This is a genomic window from Paraburkholderia silviterrae (assembly GCF_004353915.1).
Lineage (GTDB): Bacteria > Pseudomonadota > Gammaproteobacteria > Burkholderiales > Burkholderiaceae > Paraburkholderia > Paraburkholderia silviterrae.
Genome location: NZ_SMRP01000002.1, coordinates 433,755 through 449,141 on the forward strand (window position 1 = coordinate 433,755; position 15,387 = coordinate 449,141).

Genomic DNA, 15,387 nt, shown 5'->3' on the forward strand with positions numbered 1-15,387 from the left:
CTTCGCGCTTATTGCTGCTCGACGAGGGCGCGCGCTTCGGCCACGTGGCCGCGATACGCTTCGAAGATCTTGCGCAGTGCTTCGTCGAAGGTCGACTTCGGCGCCCAGGCGAGCTCCTGCATCGTGTTCTCGATCTTCGGCACGCGGTTCTGCACGTCCTGATAGCCCGCGCCGTAGTACGCGCCCGAAGACGTTTCGACGAGCTGAACCTTCTTGGCCGTTTCGGCGTACTCGGGGAACTCGGCCGCGAGCGCAAGCATCTTGTGCGCGAGCTCGCGCACCGAGAAATTGTTGGTCGGGTTGCCGATGTTGTAGATCTTGCCCGTGGCGACGCCGCCCTTGTTATCGATGATCTTCATCAGCGCTTCGATGCCGTCGTCGATGTCGGTGAACGCACGCTTTTGCGCGCCGCCATCGACGAGGCTGATGTTCTCGCCGCGCACGATGTGGCCGAGGAACTGCGTCACGACGCGCGAGCTGCCTTCCTTCGGCGTGTAGATCGAGTCGAGGCCCGGGCCGATCCAGTTGAACGGACGGAACAGCGTGAAGTTCAGGCCTTCCATGCCGTAGCCCCAGATCACGCGGTCCATGAGCTGCTTGGAGCACGCGTAGATCCAGCGCGGCTTGTTGATCGGGCCGTAGGTGAGGGGGGACGCGTCCGGGTCGAACTGCTCGTCCTCGCACATGCCGTAGACCTCGGAGGTCGAGGGGAAGACGAGGTGCTTGCGGTACTTCACCGCCGAACGCACGATCGGCAGGTTCGCCTCGAAGTCGAGCTCGAACACGCGCAGCGGCTGCTGCACGTAGGTCGCGGGCGTGGCGATCGCCACCAGCGGCAGGATCACGTCGCACTTCTTGACGTGATACTCGACCCATTCCTTGTTGATCGTGATGTCGCCTTCGAAGAAGTGCATCCGCTCATGCTTGACGAGGTCGCCGAGGCGGTCCGTCTGCATGTCCATCCCGAACACTTCCCAATTCGTGGTTTCGAGGATGCGCTTGGAGAGGTGATGGCCGATAAAGCCATTGACACCCAGGATCAGAACTTTTTTGGCGTAGCCTTCGGTTTTCATGGACGGGGGACAGATGAAATGAATTCGGAGAACGCGGCGGGGGTGATGACGGTCTCTTGACCGTTATGCGCATGCCGCAGCTCGTGGATCGCGATGGCGCGGCCGTCGCCGCAGACGGCGAAAAGCGCATTATCGCTTACGTGGATACCGGGGGGCAATCCGGCCAGTTTCGACAGATCCGTGCCGGGGCGCGCCAGCCGCGCGCGGGCAACCACGAAACGCTCGCTGCCGATGTCGGTGAACGCGCCGGGATAGGGCGGCGCGACCGCGCGGATCAGGTTGTAGACGTCCTGCGCACTTTGCGTGAAATCGAGGCGGCCGTCTTCGGGCTTGCGCCCGCCATAGTAGCTGCCATGCGCGAGATCGTTCGGCAGATGCGGCGCCTCGCCTGCGATCAGCGCGGGCAGCACGCGCCAGAGCGTCTGCTCGGCGGCCACGGTCACCTTGTCGAACACCATCGCGGCCGTGTCGTCGGGCAGGATCGGCACAGGTGTTTGCGCGATGATGGCGCCCGCATCGGGCTTGGCGGCCATCTCGTGCAGCGTCGCGCCGGTCTCGGTCTCGCCCTTGAGCACGGCCCAGTTCGTGGGCACGCGGCCGCGGTACTTCGGCAAGAGCGAACCGTGGACGTTATACGCGCCGCGGGCTGCGATCGCGAGCAGGTCCACCGGCAGCATATGTCGGTAGTAGAACGAGAAGATGAAGTCGGGCCGCGCGGCGGAAACGGCCGCGCGCAGCTCGGCGCTCTTCGGGTCGGCGGGCGTGATGACGTCGATGCCATGCTCCTCGGCCACCGACTTCACGCTGCCGAACCAGATGTTCTCGGTCGGGCTGTCCTCGTGCGTGACGACGAGCGCCACGTCCACACCGCGCGCAAGCAGCACCTGCAGGCAGCGCACGCCCACATTGTGATACGCGAAGACGACGGCACGCGGCTTCATGACTGGGCTCCTCGCTGCGTACCCTGGTTTGCGCCTTGATTGGCGGCGGGCCCGGTACCGATGTTGAGCGACGCTTGCACGCCCTGCACGACATCCTGGCGCGGCACGCCGACCACTTCGCGGCCGTTGCGCTCCTCGAGGATCGTCTGCACGAGATAGCGCGGACGCGCGCGCACTTGCTGGTAGATACGGCCGATGTATTCGCCGAGCAGGCCGAGCGCGAAGATGATCACGCCGAGCAGGAAGAACGTGATGGCGAAGAGCGTGAACACGCCTTGCACTTCCGCGCCGATGATGAAGCGGCGAATCAGGAGCAGTACAAACAGGCCCGCGGAGCCGAGCGAAAGAATCACGCCGATGAACGAGAGCCACTGCAGCGGCACGACCGAGAAGCCGGTCACGAGGTCGAAGTTCAGGCGGATCAGGCTATAGAGCGAATACTTCGACTCGCCCGCGAAGCGCTCTTCGTGCGCGACGTCGACCTCGACCGGGTTCTGCGCGAACGTGTAGGCGAGCGCCGGAATGAAGGTGTTGATTTCGCCGCAGCGGTTGATCGTGTCGACGATGTGGCGGCTATAGGCGCGCAGCATGCAGCCCTGGTCCGTCATCTTGATGCGCGTGATGCGCTCGCGCAGACGGTTCATGGCGTGCGAGGCCTTGCGGCGCCACAGGCTGTCCTGGCGCTGCATGCGGATGGTGCCCACGTAGTCGTAGCCTTCGCGCATCTTCTCGACGAGCTTGCCGATTTCCTCGGGCGGGTTCTGCAGGTCGGCGTCGAGCGTGATGACGATCTCGCCGCGCGCTTGCTCGAAGCCCGCGAGAATCGCCATGTGCTGGCCGTAGTTGCCGTTGAGCAGGATCGCGCGCGTGGTGTCGGGCCGAGCGCGGAACTGCTCGGCGAGCATCGCTGCCGAGCGGTCGCGGCTGCCGTCGTTGATGAAGATGATTTCGTACGAGGTGCCGAGCTTGTCGAGCGCGGGGTACAGGCGCGCGAACAGCGCGGCCAGTCCCGCTTCCTCGTTGTAGACCGGAATGATGACCGAGACTTCCGGCGCTTCCGGGGTCAAGGTGCGTTGTTCCGCTTGGGTCATGAGTGCGTCTTTTCCGTTCTGGTAATGCGTGTAATTGGCGTCGATATTGCCACTATCAAGCGGGTGCGCCCCCCTGGGCTGCCGCATCCGCTGATCGCCTGAATCCCTACGTGAAGCTGTGGATCAGGCCGCGGCGCCGACTGCGTGCTGCTTGCAGATCTCGTCGACGGCGCGGCACACGCGGGCCACGTCGGCGACGCTCATCTGCGTGAAGAGCGGCAGCGTGACCGTGGTCGCGCCGAACCGCTCGGCGTGCGGGAACATGCCCGCACGGAAACCGCGCTCGCGATAGAGCGTGAAGAGGTGGATGGCCGGGTAGTGCACGCCCGAGCCGATGCCGCGCTCCTTGAGCTGCTCCATGAAGCCCGCGCGGTCGAGCGTGAGGTTCTCGAGCGGCAGCGTGATCTGGAACATGTGCCAGTTGCAATTGGTGAAGTCGGCCACCGGCAGGCCCACGCCGAGCTTCACCGCGGCGCTGCCCTCGAAGCCCGTGAAGTAGGCATGCGCGAGCTTGCGGCGCTGCTCGGTGAAGCGCTCGATGTGCTTCAACTGGCCGAGGCCCACGCGCGCCGCGACGTCGGTGAGATTGTACTTGCCGCCGAGCACGTCGCAGTCCATGCCGTCGAAGCCCGTGCGCGTGATGCCCTGCAGGCGGTACTTGCGGGCGAGCTCGGCTTCGGCCTCGTCGTTGAGCACGAGCGCGCCGCCTTCGATCGACGTGAGGTTCTTGTTGGCGTGGAAGCTGAACGAGACGATGTCGCCGATCGCGCCGATGCGCTTGCCATTCCAGGTCGAGCCGAACGCCTGCGCGGCATCCTCGATCACGCGCAGCTTGTGCTGGCGGGCGATGGCGTAGAGGCGGTCCATGTCGACGGGCAGGCCAGCGAGGTAGACGGGGATGATCGCCTTGGTGCGCGGCGTGATGGCGGCTTCGAGCTTGTTGAGGTCGATGTTGCGCGTGATGGGGTCGATGTCGGCGAACACCGGCGTCGCGCCCACTTCGTAGATCACGTTGCTCGTGGAGACCCACGAGGCGGGCGTGGTGATGACCTCGTCGCCGGGGCCCACGCCCGCGATGCGCAGGCCGATTTCGAGTGTTGCGGTGCCCGAGTTGAAAGTGCGTACCGGGCGGCCGCCGCAGTATTCGGAGAGCGCGGCCTCGAACGCCTGATTCTGCGGACCGGTCGTGATCCAGCCCGAGCGCAGCACGTCGGCGACGCCCGCGATGGTTTCTTCGTCGATCTCGGGCTTGACGAACGGCAGGAACGGAACGGAGGACTGCGCGGATGACTGGGTCATGAGTGCTTTGCTCGTGAGAACGTCAGAAAAAGTCAGAATTCGGCTGCGGTGCAAGGATGCCAGAGGTGCGAAAACACGCTTCGATGCGTGCGCTCATGCCTGCGCTTATCTCATGCGTGCGCTTATGGGCGCCTTAGCTGCGCGCGAGCACGAACACGCCGATCAGAATGATGCCGATGCCAACGAGGCGCTGCACGCTCAGCACCTCGCCGAACAGATACCAGGCCGCGAACGCGTTGACCACGTAGCCGAGCGAGAGCATCGGGTAGGCGATCGAGACGTCCACGCGTGAGAGCCCCACGATCCACACGACCACGCTGAACACGTAACAGGTGAGCCCGCCGATGATCGGCAGTTGCGTCGCGAGCTTCCAGCCGATGGGCAGGATGTTCGCACGGGTGAATTCGAAGTGTCCAACGGCATTGACACCGGCTTTCAGCAACAGTTGCGCGCAGGCATTCAGGCTGACGCCGGCAAGGATGCAGATGAGGGAAATCGGATTCATCGTGTCGGATGGTTAATGGGGTGACTAAAGTGAATTTGGGGCGGGATTGCCGCGTGCGCCCGGACGCTCGCGGGGCCGGTGTCCGGCTGGCGGGCTCGCTCCGGCTCGCGGGGCGGGGTCGCTCGCGCGTTGCGCGTCCCTGACCCGGTACCGGTTCCCGGCGTGCTCGCCGGGCCCACACAACTGCGCTCCCGCTGCGCCCGTGCAGCCGTTTGGCCGGGCGCGCTGGCGCTTGTCGCCGACGCCGGTCGCCCACGCCGGTCGCCCACGAAGGCGGCCTTTACAGCCGGTGCTGCCCGACTGGGCCAGCCGTCCGGCACGCCGCCTCGCGCCGTCGGCGCCCAGCATTATCGCTCATGCGCGGAGCATGGCCGCCGCCAACCGGTGAAGCGTCAGGATTGCGGCTTCTCGACGATCACGCGGCGCGAGTCGCGCGCGATCACCTGCATCGGGAAACCCTGCGCGGCCAGTTCGTCGTAGCGCTGCACCGGCAGCAACGCGAGTGCGTAACGCTCGCTCTTCCAGCGCTGCTCCCAGGCGGCGATGGTCGGCACCCATTTTTGTGGCTCTTCGGAGATACCGAAGGACAACTCGTCGGTGACCTCCACCATCGTCATCGTGTGGCGCACGTAGAAGGGCAGCGTGTGGTCGAGCACGCCCACCGAATAGAACGGCGTGTCGGGCGGCAGCTTCGCGATCGCGGCGCGCACGGCGGGGGCGAGCGGCGCGCCCGAGCTGAGCGTGCCGAACACGTCGTGCCCCGTGCCCGCGATGGTCGCGAGCAGCAGCCACGCGGTGCCGAGCGCCACGGCCGGCGCGCTCGCGCCCGTCTCGGGCGTGCGTTTAGCGCGATTCAGGCGCAGCCCGATCATGGTGGCGACGAAGGCGACCGCGGCGGCGGCGAATACCCAGACCTGGAACTCGCGATAGAGCGCGTTGGGATTGCGCGCATCGCCGAGGCGCGTGAGCACGAAGGAGCCGGCCATCAGCGCGACGGCGAGCACGGCATAGCCCGTCAGATGGCGGCTCCACTGCTTGCGCGTCATGAGGGGCAGATACAGGCCGATGATGAGCGCAAGCGGCGGCGCGACCGGCAACGTGTACGAAAGCAGCTTCGAGTGTGACGCGCTGAAGAACAGGAAGATGAACACGCTCCAGACCAGCATCAGCGTGACCGGGGCGAAGCCGTTCGGCTGGTTCGGTGCGCGCAGCGCGTGCCGCACGCTTTGCACGCTGACCGAGAGCCACGGCAGGAAGCCCACGAGCATCACGGGCACGAAGTAGTAGAACGGGCCGGGACGGTTCTGCGCGGGCGTGAGATAGCGCTGGAACTGCTGGACGATGAAGAAGAAGTTGAAGAATTCCGGATTGCGCTGCTGCACCAGCACGAACCACGGCGAGACGATCGCGAAGAAGACGATCAGGCCGCTCACGAGGTACAGGCGCTTCCAGATCGCCCAGTCGCGCGCGATCACGGTGTAGAGCACCAGCACGGCGCCCGGCAGGATTAGACCGATCAGGCCCTTCGAGAGCACGGCGAGCGCCATCGCCGCCCAGCAGACCCACATCCACAGGCGTGCCGTGCGCGTGGGCAAGTTCGGGCGCTGGGCGAGCAGCAGCGCGCACAGCGTGAGCTCCATCCAGAACGACAGGGCCATGTCGAGCGTGTTGAAGTGGCCCATCAGGTACCAGTACGGTGCACAGGCTAGCACGAGCGCGGCGAAGAAGCCGGTGGCGGCGTTGAAGACGCGCGCGCCGGTGAAGCCGATCAGCAGCACGCCGGCGAAGCCGGTGAGGGCCGTATAGAGGCGCGCCTGCCATTCGCCAATGCCGAACCATGCGAACGTGAGCGCATTCATCCAGGTTTGCAGCGGCGGCTTCTCGAAATACTTGTAGCCGTTGTAGCGCGGGGTGATCCAGTCGCCGCTGGCGAGCATTTCGCGCGCCATTTCGGCGTAGCGGCCTTCGTCGCTCGGCAGCAGATGGCGCCAGCCAAGCGGTACGAACCAGATCACGGCGAGAGCGACGATCAGGAGCAGGATCGCGCTGCGGTTGAGCGGCAGCCTCGAGGGCGTATCGTTCATGGGTTCCAGCCTGTTCTTGTTGATGTTGCGGTCGGTCAGGCGGCGCGCCGCCCGCGCCTTCGCGGGAAGCGCGCAACGCCTGCGCGGCGCGCAAGTGTACTACGGCACGCCGGGCTTGCCTGAAGGCAGGCTTAAGGCGTGCTTCGGGCGAGTCAGTTCTCGATCAGGAGCGCGGCGGCTACGCGCCGGCCTTCGGCCATCAGGATGTTGTAGGTGCGGCAGGCGGCCTTGAAGTCCATCGCCTCGACGCCGATGCGCTTCGCGCTCAGTGCCGCGGTCAGGCGCGGATGAGGAAAGCGCAGCCGCTCGCCGCTACCGAATACCACGACCTCGGGATTCAGCGGCAGCAGCATGGCGAAAAGTTCGGGGGTCAAGGCGTCGAACCCGCTGACCGGCCAGGGCACGACGGGCGAGTCGGGCATCACGATGATGCTGCCGGTGTGGCGTTCGAGGTTGATTTCGACGTAATCGGCGCCGTAACCGGTGACGGTGTTCAGGGCGCCGCTGGAGTCCTGGTGTAGTTTCAAAACTTCGGTTCCGGAAGGTCTCGGTTTGCCTCGTCCGCGGCGGGACGGGCCCGCGCGGCTTATTGCGCATTGCGGAAGTTGGCCAAAATCCGCTAAATTATAGCTTTTTGGCGGCTGCGACGACGGACCCCGCTCAATGGTGCCCGAACGGGCGCCCGAAGGTGCAGCAAGCGGTGCAACCAGCGCCGGACCCGGCCGTCAGCCCAACGTGCGCGCCTGCAGCATCCGCATTACGCCATCCGCCCCAGTCATCCATTGAAGGGCGAACGCAGTCACAAGCTGCAGGCAGGCTGCCATTCCGTGCAATGCGTACAATCCGTGGGCGTCATCCGTGCTGCCCCTGCACGGCTCGCGGCCCCGCGCGCCGTTCTACACCGATCAACCCCGTTGCAGCGCGTTTCAGGTTTTTAGACCGCTCCTAGACCCGCTTTTTGGACCAACCGCCCGCCGTGAAACCGATCCTCAAATCCAACAAGCTGCAGAACGTTTGCTACGACATCCGCGGGCCGGTGCTCGAGCATGCCAAGCGCCTCGAAGAAGAAGGCCACCGCATCATCAAGCTGAACATCGGCAATCTCGCGCCGTTCGGTTTCGACGCGCCCGACGAAGTCATCCAGGACATGATCCTGAACCTGCCGGGCTCCTCGGGGTATTCGGACTCGAAGGGGGTGTTCGCCGCGCGCAAGGCGATCATGCATTACGCGCAGCAAAAGGGCGTCAAGGGCGTCGAGCTCGACGACATCTACATCGGCAACGGCGCGTCCGAGCTGATCGTGATGGCCATGCAGGCGCTCCTGAACGACGAGGACGAAGTCCTGCTGCCGGCGCCCGACTATCCGCTCTGGACGGCGGCGGTGAGCCTGTCGGGCGGCACGCCCGTGCATTACATCTGCGACGAGTCGAACGGCTGGATGCCGGACCTCGACGACATTCGCGCGAAGATCACGCCGAACACGCGTGCGCTCGTGGTCATCAACCCGAACAACCCCACGGGGGCGCTGTATTCGGACGAGCTGCTGCGCGGCCTCGTGGCCATCGCGCGCGAGCACGGCCTGATCATCTTCGCCGATGAGGTCTACGACAAGATCATCTACGACGGCAAGACTCACACGGCGCTCGGCTCGCTCTCCGAAGACGTCATCACGGTCACGCTCAACAGCCTTTCGAAGAGCTATCGCGCGTGCGGCTACCGCGCGGGCTGGATGTTCATTTCGGGCCTGACGGCAGAGAACCGTCGCCGCGCGAAGGACTACACCGAAGGGCTCGGCATTCTGGCCTCGATGCGTCTGTGCGCGAACGTGCCCGGCCAGTATGCGATCCAGACGGCGCTGGGCGGCTACCAGAGCATCAACGAGCTGATCCAGCCGGGCGGGCGCCTGTATCGCCAGCGCGAGCTCGCCTACAACATGCTCACGGCCATTCCCGGCGTGACCTGCGTGAAGCCCGAGGCCGCGCTCTATATGTTCCCGCGCCTCGACCCCAAGCTTTATCCGATCCAGGACGATCAGCAGTTCATCCTGGACCTGCTGCTTGCGGAGCGCGTCCTGCTGGTGCAGGGCACGGGCTTCAACTGGAAGCAGCCGGACCACTTCCGCGTGGTGTTCCTGCCGAACGTCGACGACCTGACCGATTCTATCAACCGCATCGCGCGCTTCCTCGACGGCTATCGCCAAAGGCACGGCACTTGAGCGGCGCCTGAGGCACACGACATGCGCGCCGCCCGCTTGATGTTCAGGTGCGGCGCAACCGCTTTTCCTTTTTACACACTTAGACGAACACACGCTGCATGGAACCGATCAAAGTAGGTCTCTTGGGCTTCGGCACGGTAGGCAGCGGCACCTTCACGGTACTGCGCCGCAACCAGGAAGAAATCAAACGCCGCGCGGGCCGCGGCATCGAGGTTGCGCGCATCGCCGTGCGCAACCCGGCCAAAGCCACGGCGGCGCTCGGCAGCGAGGCCGGCACCGTCGAATTGACGAGCGACTTCAATGCGGTCGTCGATGACCCGTCGATTTCGATCGTCGCCGAAATGATCGGCGGCACGAGTGTCGCGAAGGATCTCGTGCTGCGCGCGATCGCCAACGGCAAGCACGTGGTCACCGCGAACAAGGCCCTGCTGGCGGTCCACGGCACCGAGATCTTCGAAGCGGCGCGCGCCAAGGGCGTGATGGTCGCGTTCGAGGCGGCGGTCGCGGGCGGCATTCCCATCATCAAGGCGCTGCGCGAAGGCCTCACGGCCAACCGCATCGAGTACATCGCCGGCATCATCAACGGCACCACGAACTACATCCTCTCGGAGATGCGCGAGCGCGGCCTCGACTTCGCGACCGCACTGAAGGGTGCGCAGGAGCTGGGCTACGCCGAAGCCGATCCGACCTTCGACATCGAAGGCGTGGACGCCGCGCACAAGGCCACGATCATGAGCGCGATCGCGTTCGGCGTGCCCGTGCAGTTCGACAAGGCGTATGTCGAGGGCATCAGCAAGCTCGACGCCATCGACATCAAGTACGCGGAAGAGCTCGGCTATCGCATCAAGCTGCTCGGCATCGCGCGCCGCACGGACAAGGGCATCGAGCTGCGCACACATCCGACGCTGATTCCGGCCAAGCGCCTGCTCGCGAACGTGGAAGGCGCGATGAATGCGGTGGTCGTGCACGGCGACGCCGTGGGCACGACGCTCTATTACGGCAAGGGCGCGGGTGCGGAGCCGACGGCCTCGGCTGTGGTGGCCGATCTCGTCGATGTCACGCGCCTGCACACGGCCGACCCCGAGCACCGCGTGCCGCATCTGGCGTTCCAGCCGGAGAGCCTCTCGAACACGCCGATCCTGCCGATCGAGGAAGTCACGAGCGGCTACTACCTGCGCCTGCGCGTGGCGGACCAGACCGGCGTGATGGCCGACATCACGCGCATCCTCGCCGACAGCGGCATTTCGATCGACGCGCTGCTGCAAAAGGAGTCGGAGCAGATCGACGCGCAGGGCAAGGCGGAAACCGACATCATCCTGATCACGCACGAGACGGTTGAAAAGCGCGTCAACGCGGCGATCGCGCAGATCGAGAAGCTGGCGACTGTGAAGTCGTCGGTGACGAAGCTGCGCATGGAAGGACTGAACTAAGGGCAAGGCAATGAATTACGTATCCACGCGCGGCGCGGGCGCCGGCGAGCATCACTCGTTTTCCGACATCTTGCTGGGCGGCCTCGCGCGCGACGGCGGCCTGTATCTGCCGGCCGAATATCCGCGCATCGCCGAGGAAGAACTCGCGCGCTGGCGCGGCCTCTCGTACGCGGATCTCGCGTTCGAGATCCTCTCGAAGTTCAGCGACGACATTCCCGCCGAGGACCTGCGCGACCTGACGCGCCGCACCTATACGGCCGCGACGTACTGCAACGTGCGTCACGGCGAGGACGCCAGCAAGATCACGCCGCTCACCACGCTCGGCGAGGAAAACGGCGCGAAGCTCTCGCTGCTCGAGCTCTCGAACGGTCCGACGCTCGCGTTCAAGGACATGGCGATGCAGCTGCTCGGCAACCTGTTCGAGTACGCGCTCGCGAAGGCGGGGCAGCAGCTGAACATCCTCGGCGCGACTTCCGGCGACACCGGCAGCGCCGCCGAATACGCGATGCGCGGCAAGAAGGGCGTGCGCGTGTTCATGCTCTCGCCGCACAAGAAGATGAGCGCGTTCCAGACGGCGCAGATGTTCAGCCTGCAGGACCCGAACATCTTCAATCTGGCCGTGGAAGGCGTGTTCGACGACTGCCAGGACATCGTCAAGGCCGTCTCGAACGATCACGCGTACAAGGCGCAGCAGAAGATCGGCACGGTCAACTCGATCAACTGGGCGCGCGTCGTGGCCCAGGTCGTCTACTACTTCGCGGGCTATTTCGCGGCCACGAAGAGCAACGACGAGCGCGTCTCGTTCACGGTGCCCTCGGGCAACTTCGGCAACGTCTGCGCGGGCCATATCGCACGCATGATGGGCCTGCCGATCGAGAAGCTCGTGGTGGCGACGAACGAGAACGACGTGCTCGACGAGTTCTTCCGCACGGGCATCTATCGCGTGCGCGGCGCGGAGCAGACGTATCACACGACCAGCCCGAGCATGGACATCTCGAAGGCGTCGAATTTCGAGCGGTTCGTCTACGACCTGCTCGGCCGCGATCCGGCGCGCGTGACGCAGTTGTTCCGCGACGTCGAGGAAAAGGGCGGTTTCGATCTCGCGGCAAGCGGTGACTTCGTGCGCGTGCAGCAGTTCGGCTTCGTTTCGGGCCGCAGCAGCCACGAGGACCGTATCGCCACGATCCGCGACGTGCATACGCGCTACAAGACCATGATCGATACCCATACCGCCGACGGCGTGAAGGTCGCGCGCGAGCACCTGCAGCCGGGCGTGCCGATGATCGTGCTCGAAACCGCGCAGCCGGTGAAGTTCGGCGAGACGATCCGCGAAGCGCTCGAATGCGAGCCGGAGCGTCCGGCCGGGTTCGAAGGCCTCGAGGCGCTGCCGCAGCGCTTCGAAGTGATGCCGGCGGATGCGCAGCGCGTGAAGGACTACATCGCCGCGCATACGGGGCTTTGATGGCCCGGTTTGATGCCCCGGTTTGATGTCTTTTCGAGGGCCGTATGAACCCCGGCCGCGGGCGTTGCCCGCTCGCGGTCGGGGCGCTGCACATGCGTGGCGCCGGGGTTCCGGCCGTCGCGGTAAGGTTGCAGCGAATGCAGGAGATAAGGCGCAGCGGCGCAATGCCGCGTCCCCGCCGCTACAATAACGACAGACCATCCCTGTCGAGCGCGCCGCGAGCGGCGCCCAGCCAAGCCCACTATCCCCGCCAATGTCCACGCCTCAATCCCCATCCTCCGCCGCGCCTGCGCCGCGCGCGCCGATGCTGTCGACCGCCGACGCGCTCGCCACGCTGCTTGCCGCCGCGAAGCCGCTGACCGAAGCAGCGCACGCGAGCGCAACCGAGACACTTTCGACCTTCGATGCGCTCAATCGCGTGCTGGCGGTCGAGGTCGTCTCGCCGCTCGACGTGCCGCCGATGCACACGAGCGCGATGGACGGCTACGCGGTGCGCGTGGCCGATCTCACGCAAGGCAGCCGCCGGCTGCCGGTCTCGCAGCGCATTCCTGCCGGACATGCGCCGCAGCCGCTCGCTGCAGGGACGGCCGCGCGCATCTTCACGGGCGCGACGGTGCCTCCGGGCGCCGACGCCGTGGTGATGCAGGAGCAGACCGAGACCGACGGCGGCGACGTGACGATCCTGCACACGCCCAAAGTGGGCGAGTGGATTACGGCACAGGGCGCCGACATCAAGAGCGGCTCGGTGATTTTGCCTGCGGGCACGCGGCTCTCGCCGGCGGCGCTCGGGCTGGCGGCGTCGGTGGGGTCTGCGACGCTCACGGTCGCGCGCCGCGTGAAAGTGGCGGTGTTCTTCACCGGTGACGAACTGACCATGCCGGGCGAGCCGCTCAAGCCGGGCGCGATCTATAACTCGAACCGCTTCACCCTGACGGGCCTCCTGCGCAATCTGGGCTGCGAGGTGACCGATTACGGCATCGTGCCGGATCGGCTCGATGTCACCCGTGCGACGCTGCGCGAGGCTGCCGCGAAGCACGACCTGATCCTGACCTCGGGCGGCGTCTCCGTGGGCGAGGAAGACCACGTGAGGCCCGCGGTTGAGGCCGAAGGCCGCATCAACATGTGGCAGATCGCAATGAAGCCGGGCAAGCCGCTCGCGTTCGGCGCGGTGCGGCGGCCGCAAGACGGAGCGCAGACTGCCGCAGGCAAGGACGCCAGCATGAGCGCCGATGAAGCGTTCTTCATCGGCCTGCCCGGCAATCCGGTCTCGAGCTTCGTCACTTTCCTGCTGTTCGTGCGGCCTTTCCTGCTGCGCCTCGCCGGCGCGGCGCACGTGAGCCCGCGCGCGCTCTCGCTGCGCGCCGACTTCACGCAGGCCAAGGCCGACCGCCGCAACGAATTCCTGCGCGCGCGCGTGAACCCGGCGGGCGGCCTCGACCTGTTCGCGAACCAGAGCTCGGCGGTGCTCACGTCGACCGTATGGGGCGACGGGCTCATCGACAACCCGCCGAATCATGCGATCAGTGCGGGCGAGACCGTGCGTTTCATTCCTTTCACCGAATTGCTGTACTGAGCGTCATCCGATGAAGATCCAGTTGAAATTTTTTGCGAGCGTGCGCGAGGCACTAGGTGTGGCCGACGAAACGGTCACGCTGCCCGAGAGCATCGTCACGGTGGGCGACGTGCGCGGCTGGCTGCGCGCACGCGGCGGCGTCTGGGCGGAAACGCTGGCGGAGGGGCGCGCGCTGCGCATGGCCTGCAATCACGTCATGACCGATCCGGGCACGCGCATCACCGAGGGCTGCGAGGTGGCGTTTTTCCCGCCCGTCACGGGCGGTTGACCCACGAATACGACCCAAACGACGAGGAGTGCGGTCATGCCAGTGCGTGTCCAGACCGAAGATTTCGACCTGACAACCGAGGTTGCACAACTGCGCGCGGACAACCCGGCGATCGGCGCGGTGGCGTGCTTCGTCGGGACGGTGCGCGACCTCAACGACGGCAGTGCGGTGGCGGGCATGGAGCTCGAGCACTATCCGGGCATGACGGAGAAGGCGCTGGAGGGCATCGTCGCCGAGGCGCAGCGGCGCTGGCCCGGCATTGAAGTGCTGATCATCCACCGGGTGGGCAAGCTCGCGCCGCTCGACCAGATCGTGCTGGTCGCGACGACTTCGAAGCATCGTGGCGATGCCTTCGCGTCGTGCGAGTTCGTCATGGACTATCTGAAGTCCGAGGCGCCGTTCTGGAAGAAGGAAGAGACCGAGCACGGCGCGCGCTGGGTGGACGCGCGCGAGAGCGACGACGCGGCGCTGGCGCGCTGGGGCGTGAGCTCGACGAATGCGGAGAAGGAAACCTGAGCGCACAGCCGGCCGCAGCATAGTTCCGGTGTTGCGGAATTATGGCGGCGCATGGGCTGTCAGCCACCGTGATTCCTGTGATATCGGAACGATGGTTCACGATCAGGACCATCGGCCGTAAATGTGCAACTAACAGCCTATGAGTCCAGCCCGCGCAAGGCGGGTGGTTCAGTGCGAACGGGTGGCTTCGTCCTCGTCCATCGAGCGTCCGATGAATTTAGCCGGAAACGGTTCGCCAGTCGGGCGGGTGGGCAGATCATGGCCGTGGCCAACCGGGCGTCGCCGTGGCGCAACCGATTCCAGCAACGCCTGCTGCTCAGGCGGAATCGCGTAATCCCAGCCGAAGCGGCTCAACTGCAGGCTTTGCGCGATGCGCAGCGCGGGCTCCATGAACTGCACCGCCGCCGCAGGCTCGTAATGCGCCTCTACCGTGTCGAGAAAGAGATAGAGCCAGTGGCTGAAATGCTTCGGCTCGACGCCCGGCACCGGATCGTGCGCCTGCTGCACATTGCCGCGATATGTCTTCGTGCCGAGCACGAGACTCGACCAGAAGCGGCACATTTTCGGCAGATGTTCGTCCCAACGGCCGGCCAGCACGCCGTCGAAAACAGGGCCGAGCAGGGCGTCGTCGCGCACGCGGTCGTAGAACGCGTAGACAAGCTCGCGGATGTTCTCTTCGGTGGGTGCAGTGTGCCGCACGGGAGCGGCGCTGGCGTCGGGATGAGTCATGTCGGAAGCCTGGGGCGATGCGCTGAGCCGCCGTGCGGCGGTTCACGGGTCATGCGAATTGCAGCAAACTGCGGCGCGAACGACTGTGAAGTCCTGGTCGAAGCGCTGGTCGAAGTCCTAGTCGAAGCGCCCATAATACACAGGCGATCAAAAACTTGCATGCGGCTTGCATGTTATTGTACGGATTCCCGCGCCTGCGCG

General features: G+C 65.6%; 14 protein-coding genes. 6 read left to right on the forward strand and 8 right to left on the reverse strand.

Features of this window, described 5'->3' with window-relative positions; genetic code table 11:
* Positions 1-8 precede the first annotated feature (8 nt).
* The 7 genes from EYW47_RS06190 to EYW47_RS06220 all read right to left on the reverse strand — a co-directional run bounded on the left by EYW47_RS06190 (position 9) and on the right by EYW47_RS06220 (position 7,520).
* Entirely contained in the window at positions 9-1,073 is a 1,065-nt protein-coding gene (locus tag EYW47_RS06190) for a bifunctional UDP-4-keto-pentose/UDP-xylose synthase (protein ID WP_133193977.1), read from the reverse strand.
* Positions 1,070-2,014, reverse strand: coding sequence for a formyltransferase (locus EYW47_RS06195; protein ID WP_133193978.1), 945 nt, complete (start codon positions 2,012-2,014; stop codon positions 1,070-1,072). The genes EYW47_RS06190 and EYW47_RS06195 overlap by 4 nt, the downstream gene beginning before the upstream one ends.
* Positions 2,011-3,105, reverse strand: coding sequence for a glycosyltransferase (locus EYW47_RS06200; RefSeq protein WP_240763565.1), 1,095 nt, complete (start codon positions 3,103-3,105; stop codon positions 2,011-2,013). Before EYW47_RS06200 ends, EYW47_RS06195 begins: the two co-directional genes overlap by 4 nt.
* A 123-nt stretch (positions 3,106-3,228) precedes the next feature.
* Positions 3,229-4,404 (reverse strand): DegT/DnrJ/EryC1/StrS family aminotransferase, encoded by a 1,176-nt coding sequence (locus EYW47_RS06205; RefSeq protein WP_133193979.1) that lies wholly within the window; start codon positions 4,402-4,404, stop codon positions 3,229-3,231.
* A gap of 133 nt (positions 4,405-4,537) precedes the next feature.
* On the reverse strand, positions 4,538-4,909 hold the full coding sequence (locus EYW47_RS06210) for an SMR family transporter (protein WP_028219199.1): 372 nt from the start codon (positions 4,907-4,909) through the stop codon (positions 4,538-4,540).
* A 392-nt stretch (positions 4,910-5,301) separates the two neighbouring features.
* Complete coding sequence (locus EYW47_RS06215) at positions 5,302-6,993, reverse strand: glycosyltransferase family 39 protein (protein ID WP_133193980.1); 1,692 nt, start codon at positions 6,991-6,993, stop codon at positions 5,302-5,304.
* A gap of 152 nt (positions 6,994-7,145) precedes the next feature.
* Positions 7,146-7,520 (reverse strand): Mth938-like domain-containing protein, encoded by a 375-nt coding sequence (locus EYW47_RS06220; RefSeq protein ID WP_133193981.1) that lies wholly within the window; start codon positions 7,518-7,520, stop codon positions 7,146-7,148.
* A gap of 449 nt (positions 7,521-7,969) precedes the next feature.
* Between EYW47_RS06220 and EYW47_RS06225 the strand changes: the two genes are divergently transcribed.
* The 6 genes from EYW47_RS06225 (at position 7,970) to EYW47_RS06250 (ending at position 14,457) form a co-directional block, all read left to right on the forward strand.
* The gene (locus EYW47_RS06225) at positions 7,970-9,208 is read left to right on the forward strand and encodes a pyridoxal phosphate-dependent aminotransferase (protein ID WP_165976504.1); all 1,239 of its coding nucleotides are present in this window, start codon (positions 7,970-7,972) and stop codon (positions 9,206-9,208) included.
* Positions 9,209-9,306: 98 nt separating this feature from the next.
* Positions 9,307-10,638 (forward strand): homoserine dehydrogenase, encoded by a 1,332-nt coding sequence (locus tag EYW47_RS06230; RefSeq protein ID WP_133193983.1) that lies wholly within the window; start codon positions 9,307-9,309, stop codon positions 10,636-10,638.
* Between the two features lie 10 nt (positions 10,639-10,648).
* Complete coding sequence (gene thrC, locus EYW47_RS06235) at positions 10,649-12,100, forward strand: threonine synthase (protein ID WP_133193984.1); 1,452 nt, start codon at positions 10,649-10,651, stop codon at positions 12,098-12,100.
* Between the two features lie 304 nt (positions 12,101-12,404).
* On the forward strand, positions 12,405-13,673 hold the full coding sequence (locus tag EYW47_RS06240; protein WP_133193985.1) for a molybdopterin molybdotransferase MoeA: 1,269 nt from the start codon (positions 12,405-12,407) through the stop codon (positions 13,671-13,673).
* Between the two features lie 10 nt (positions 13,674-13,683).
* Complete coding sequence (moaD, locus tag EYW47_RS06245) at positions 13,684-13,941, forward strand: molybdopterin converting factor subunit 1 (protein WP_133193986.1); 258 nt, start codon at positions 13,684-13,686, stop codon at positions 13,939-13,941.
* A 36-nt stretch (positions 13,942-13,977) separates the two neighbouring features.
* Positions 13,978-14,457: a molybdenum cofactor biosynthesis protein MoaE gene (locus tag EYW47_RS06250; protein ID WP_133193987.1), complete on the forward strand. Its 480-nt coding sequence runs from the start codon at positions 13,978-13,980 to the stop codon at positions 14,455-14,457.
* Between the two features lie 168 nt (positions 14,458-14,625).
* Here EYW47_RS06250 and EYW47_RS06255 read toward each other — a convergent pair whose 3' ends face one another.
* A complete protein-coding gene (locus tag EYW47_RS06255) occupies positions 14,626-15,186 on the reverse strand; it encodes a group III truncated hemoglobin (protein ID WP_133193988.1) in 561 nt (186 codons plus the stop codon).
* Positions 15,187-15,387 lie beyond the last annotated feature (201 nt).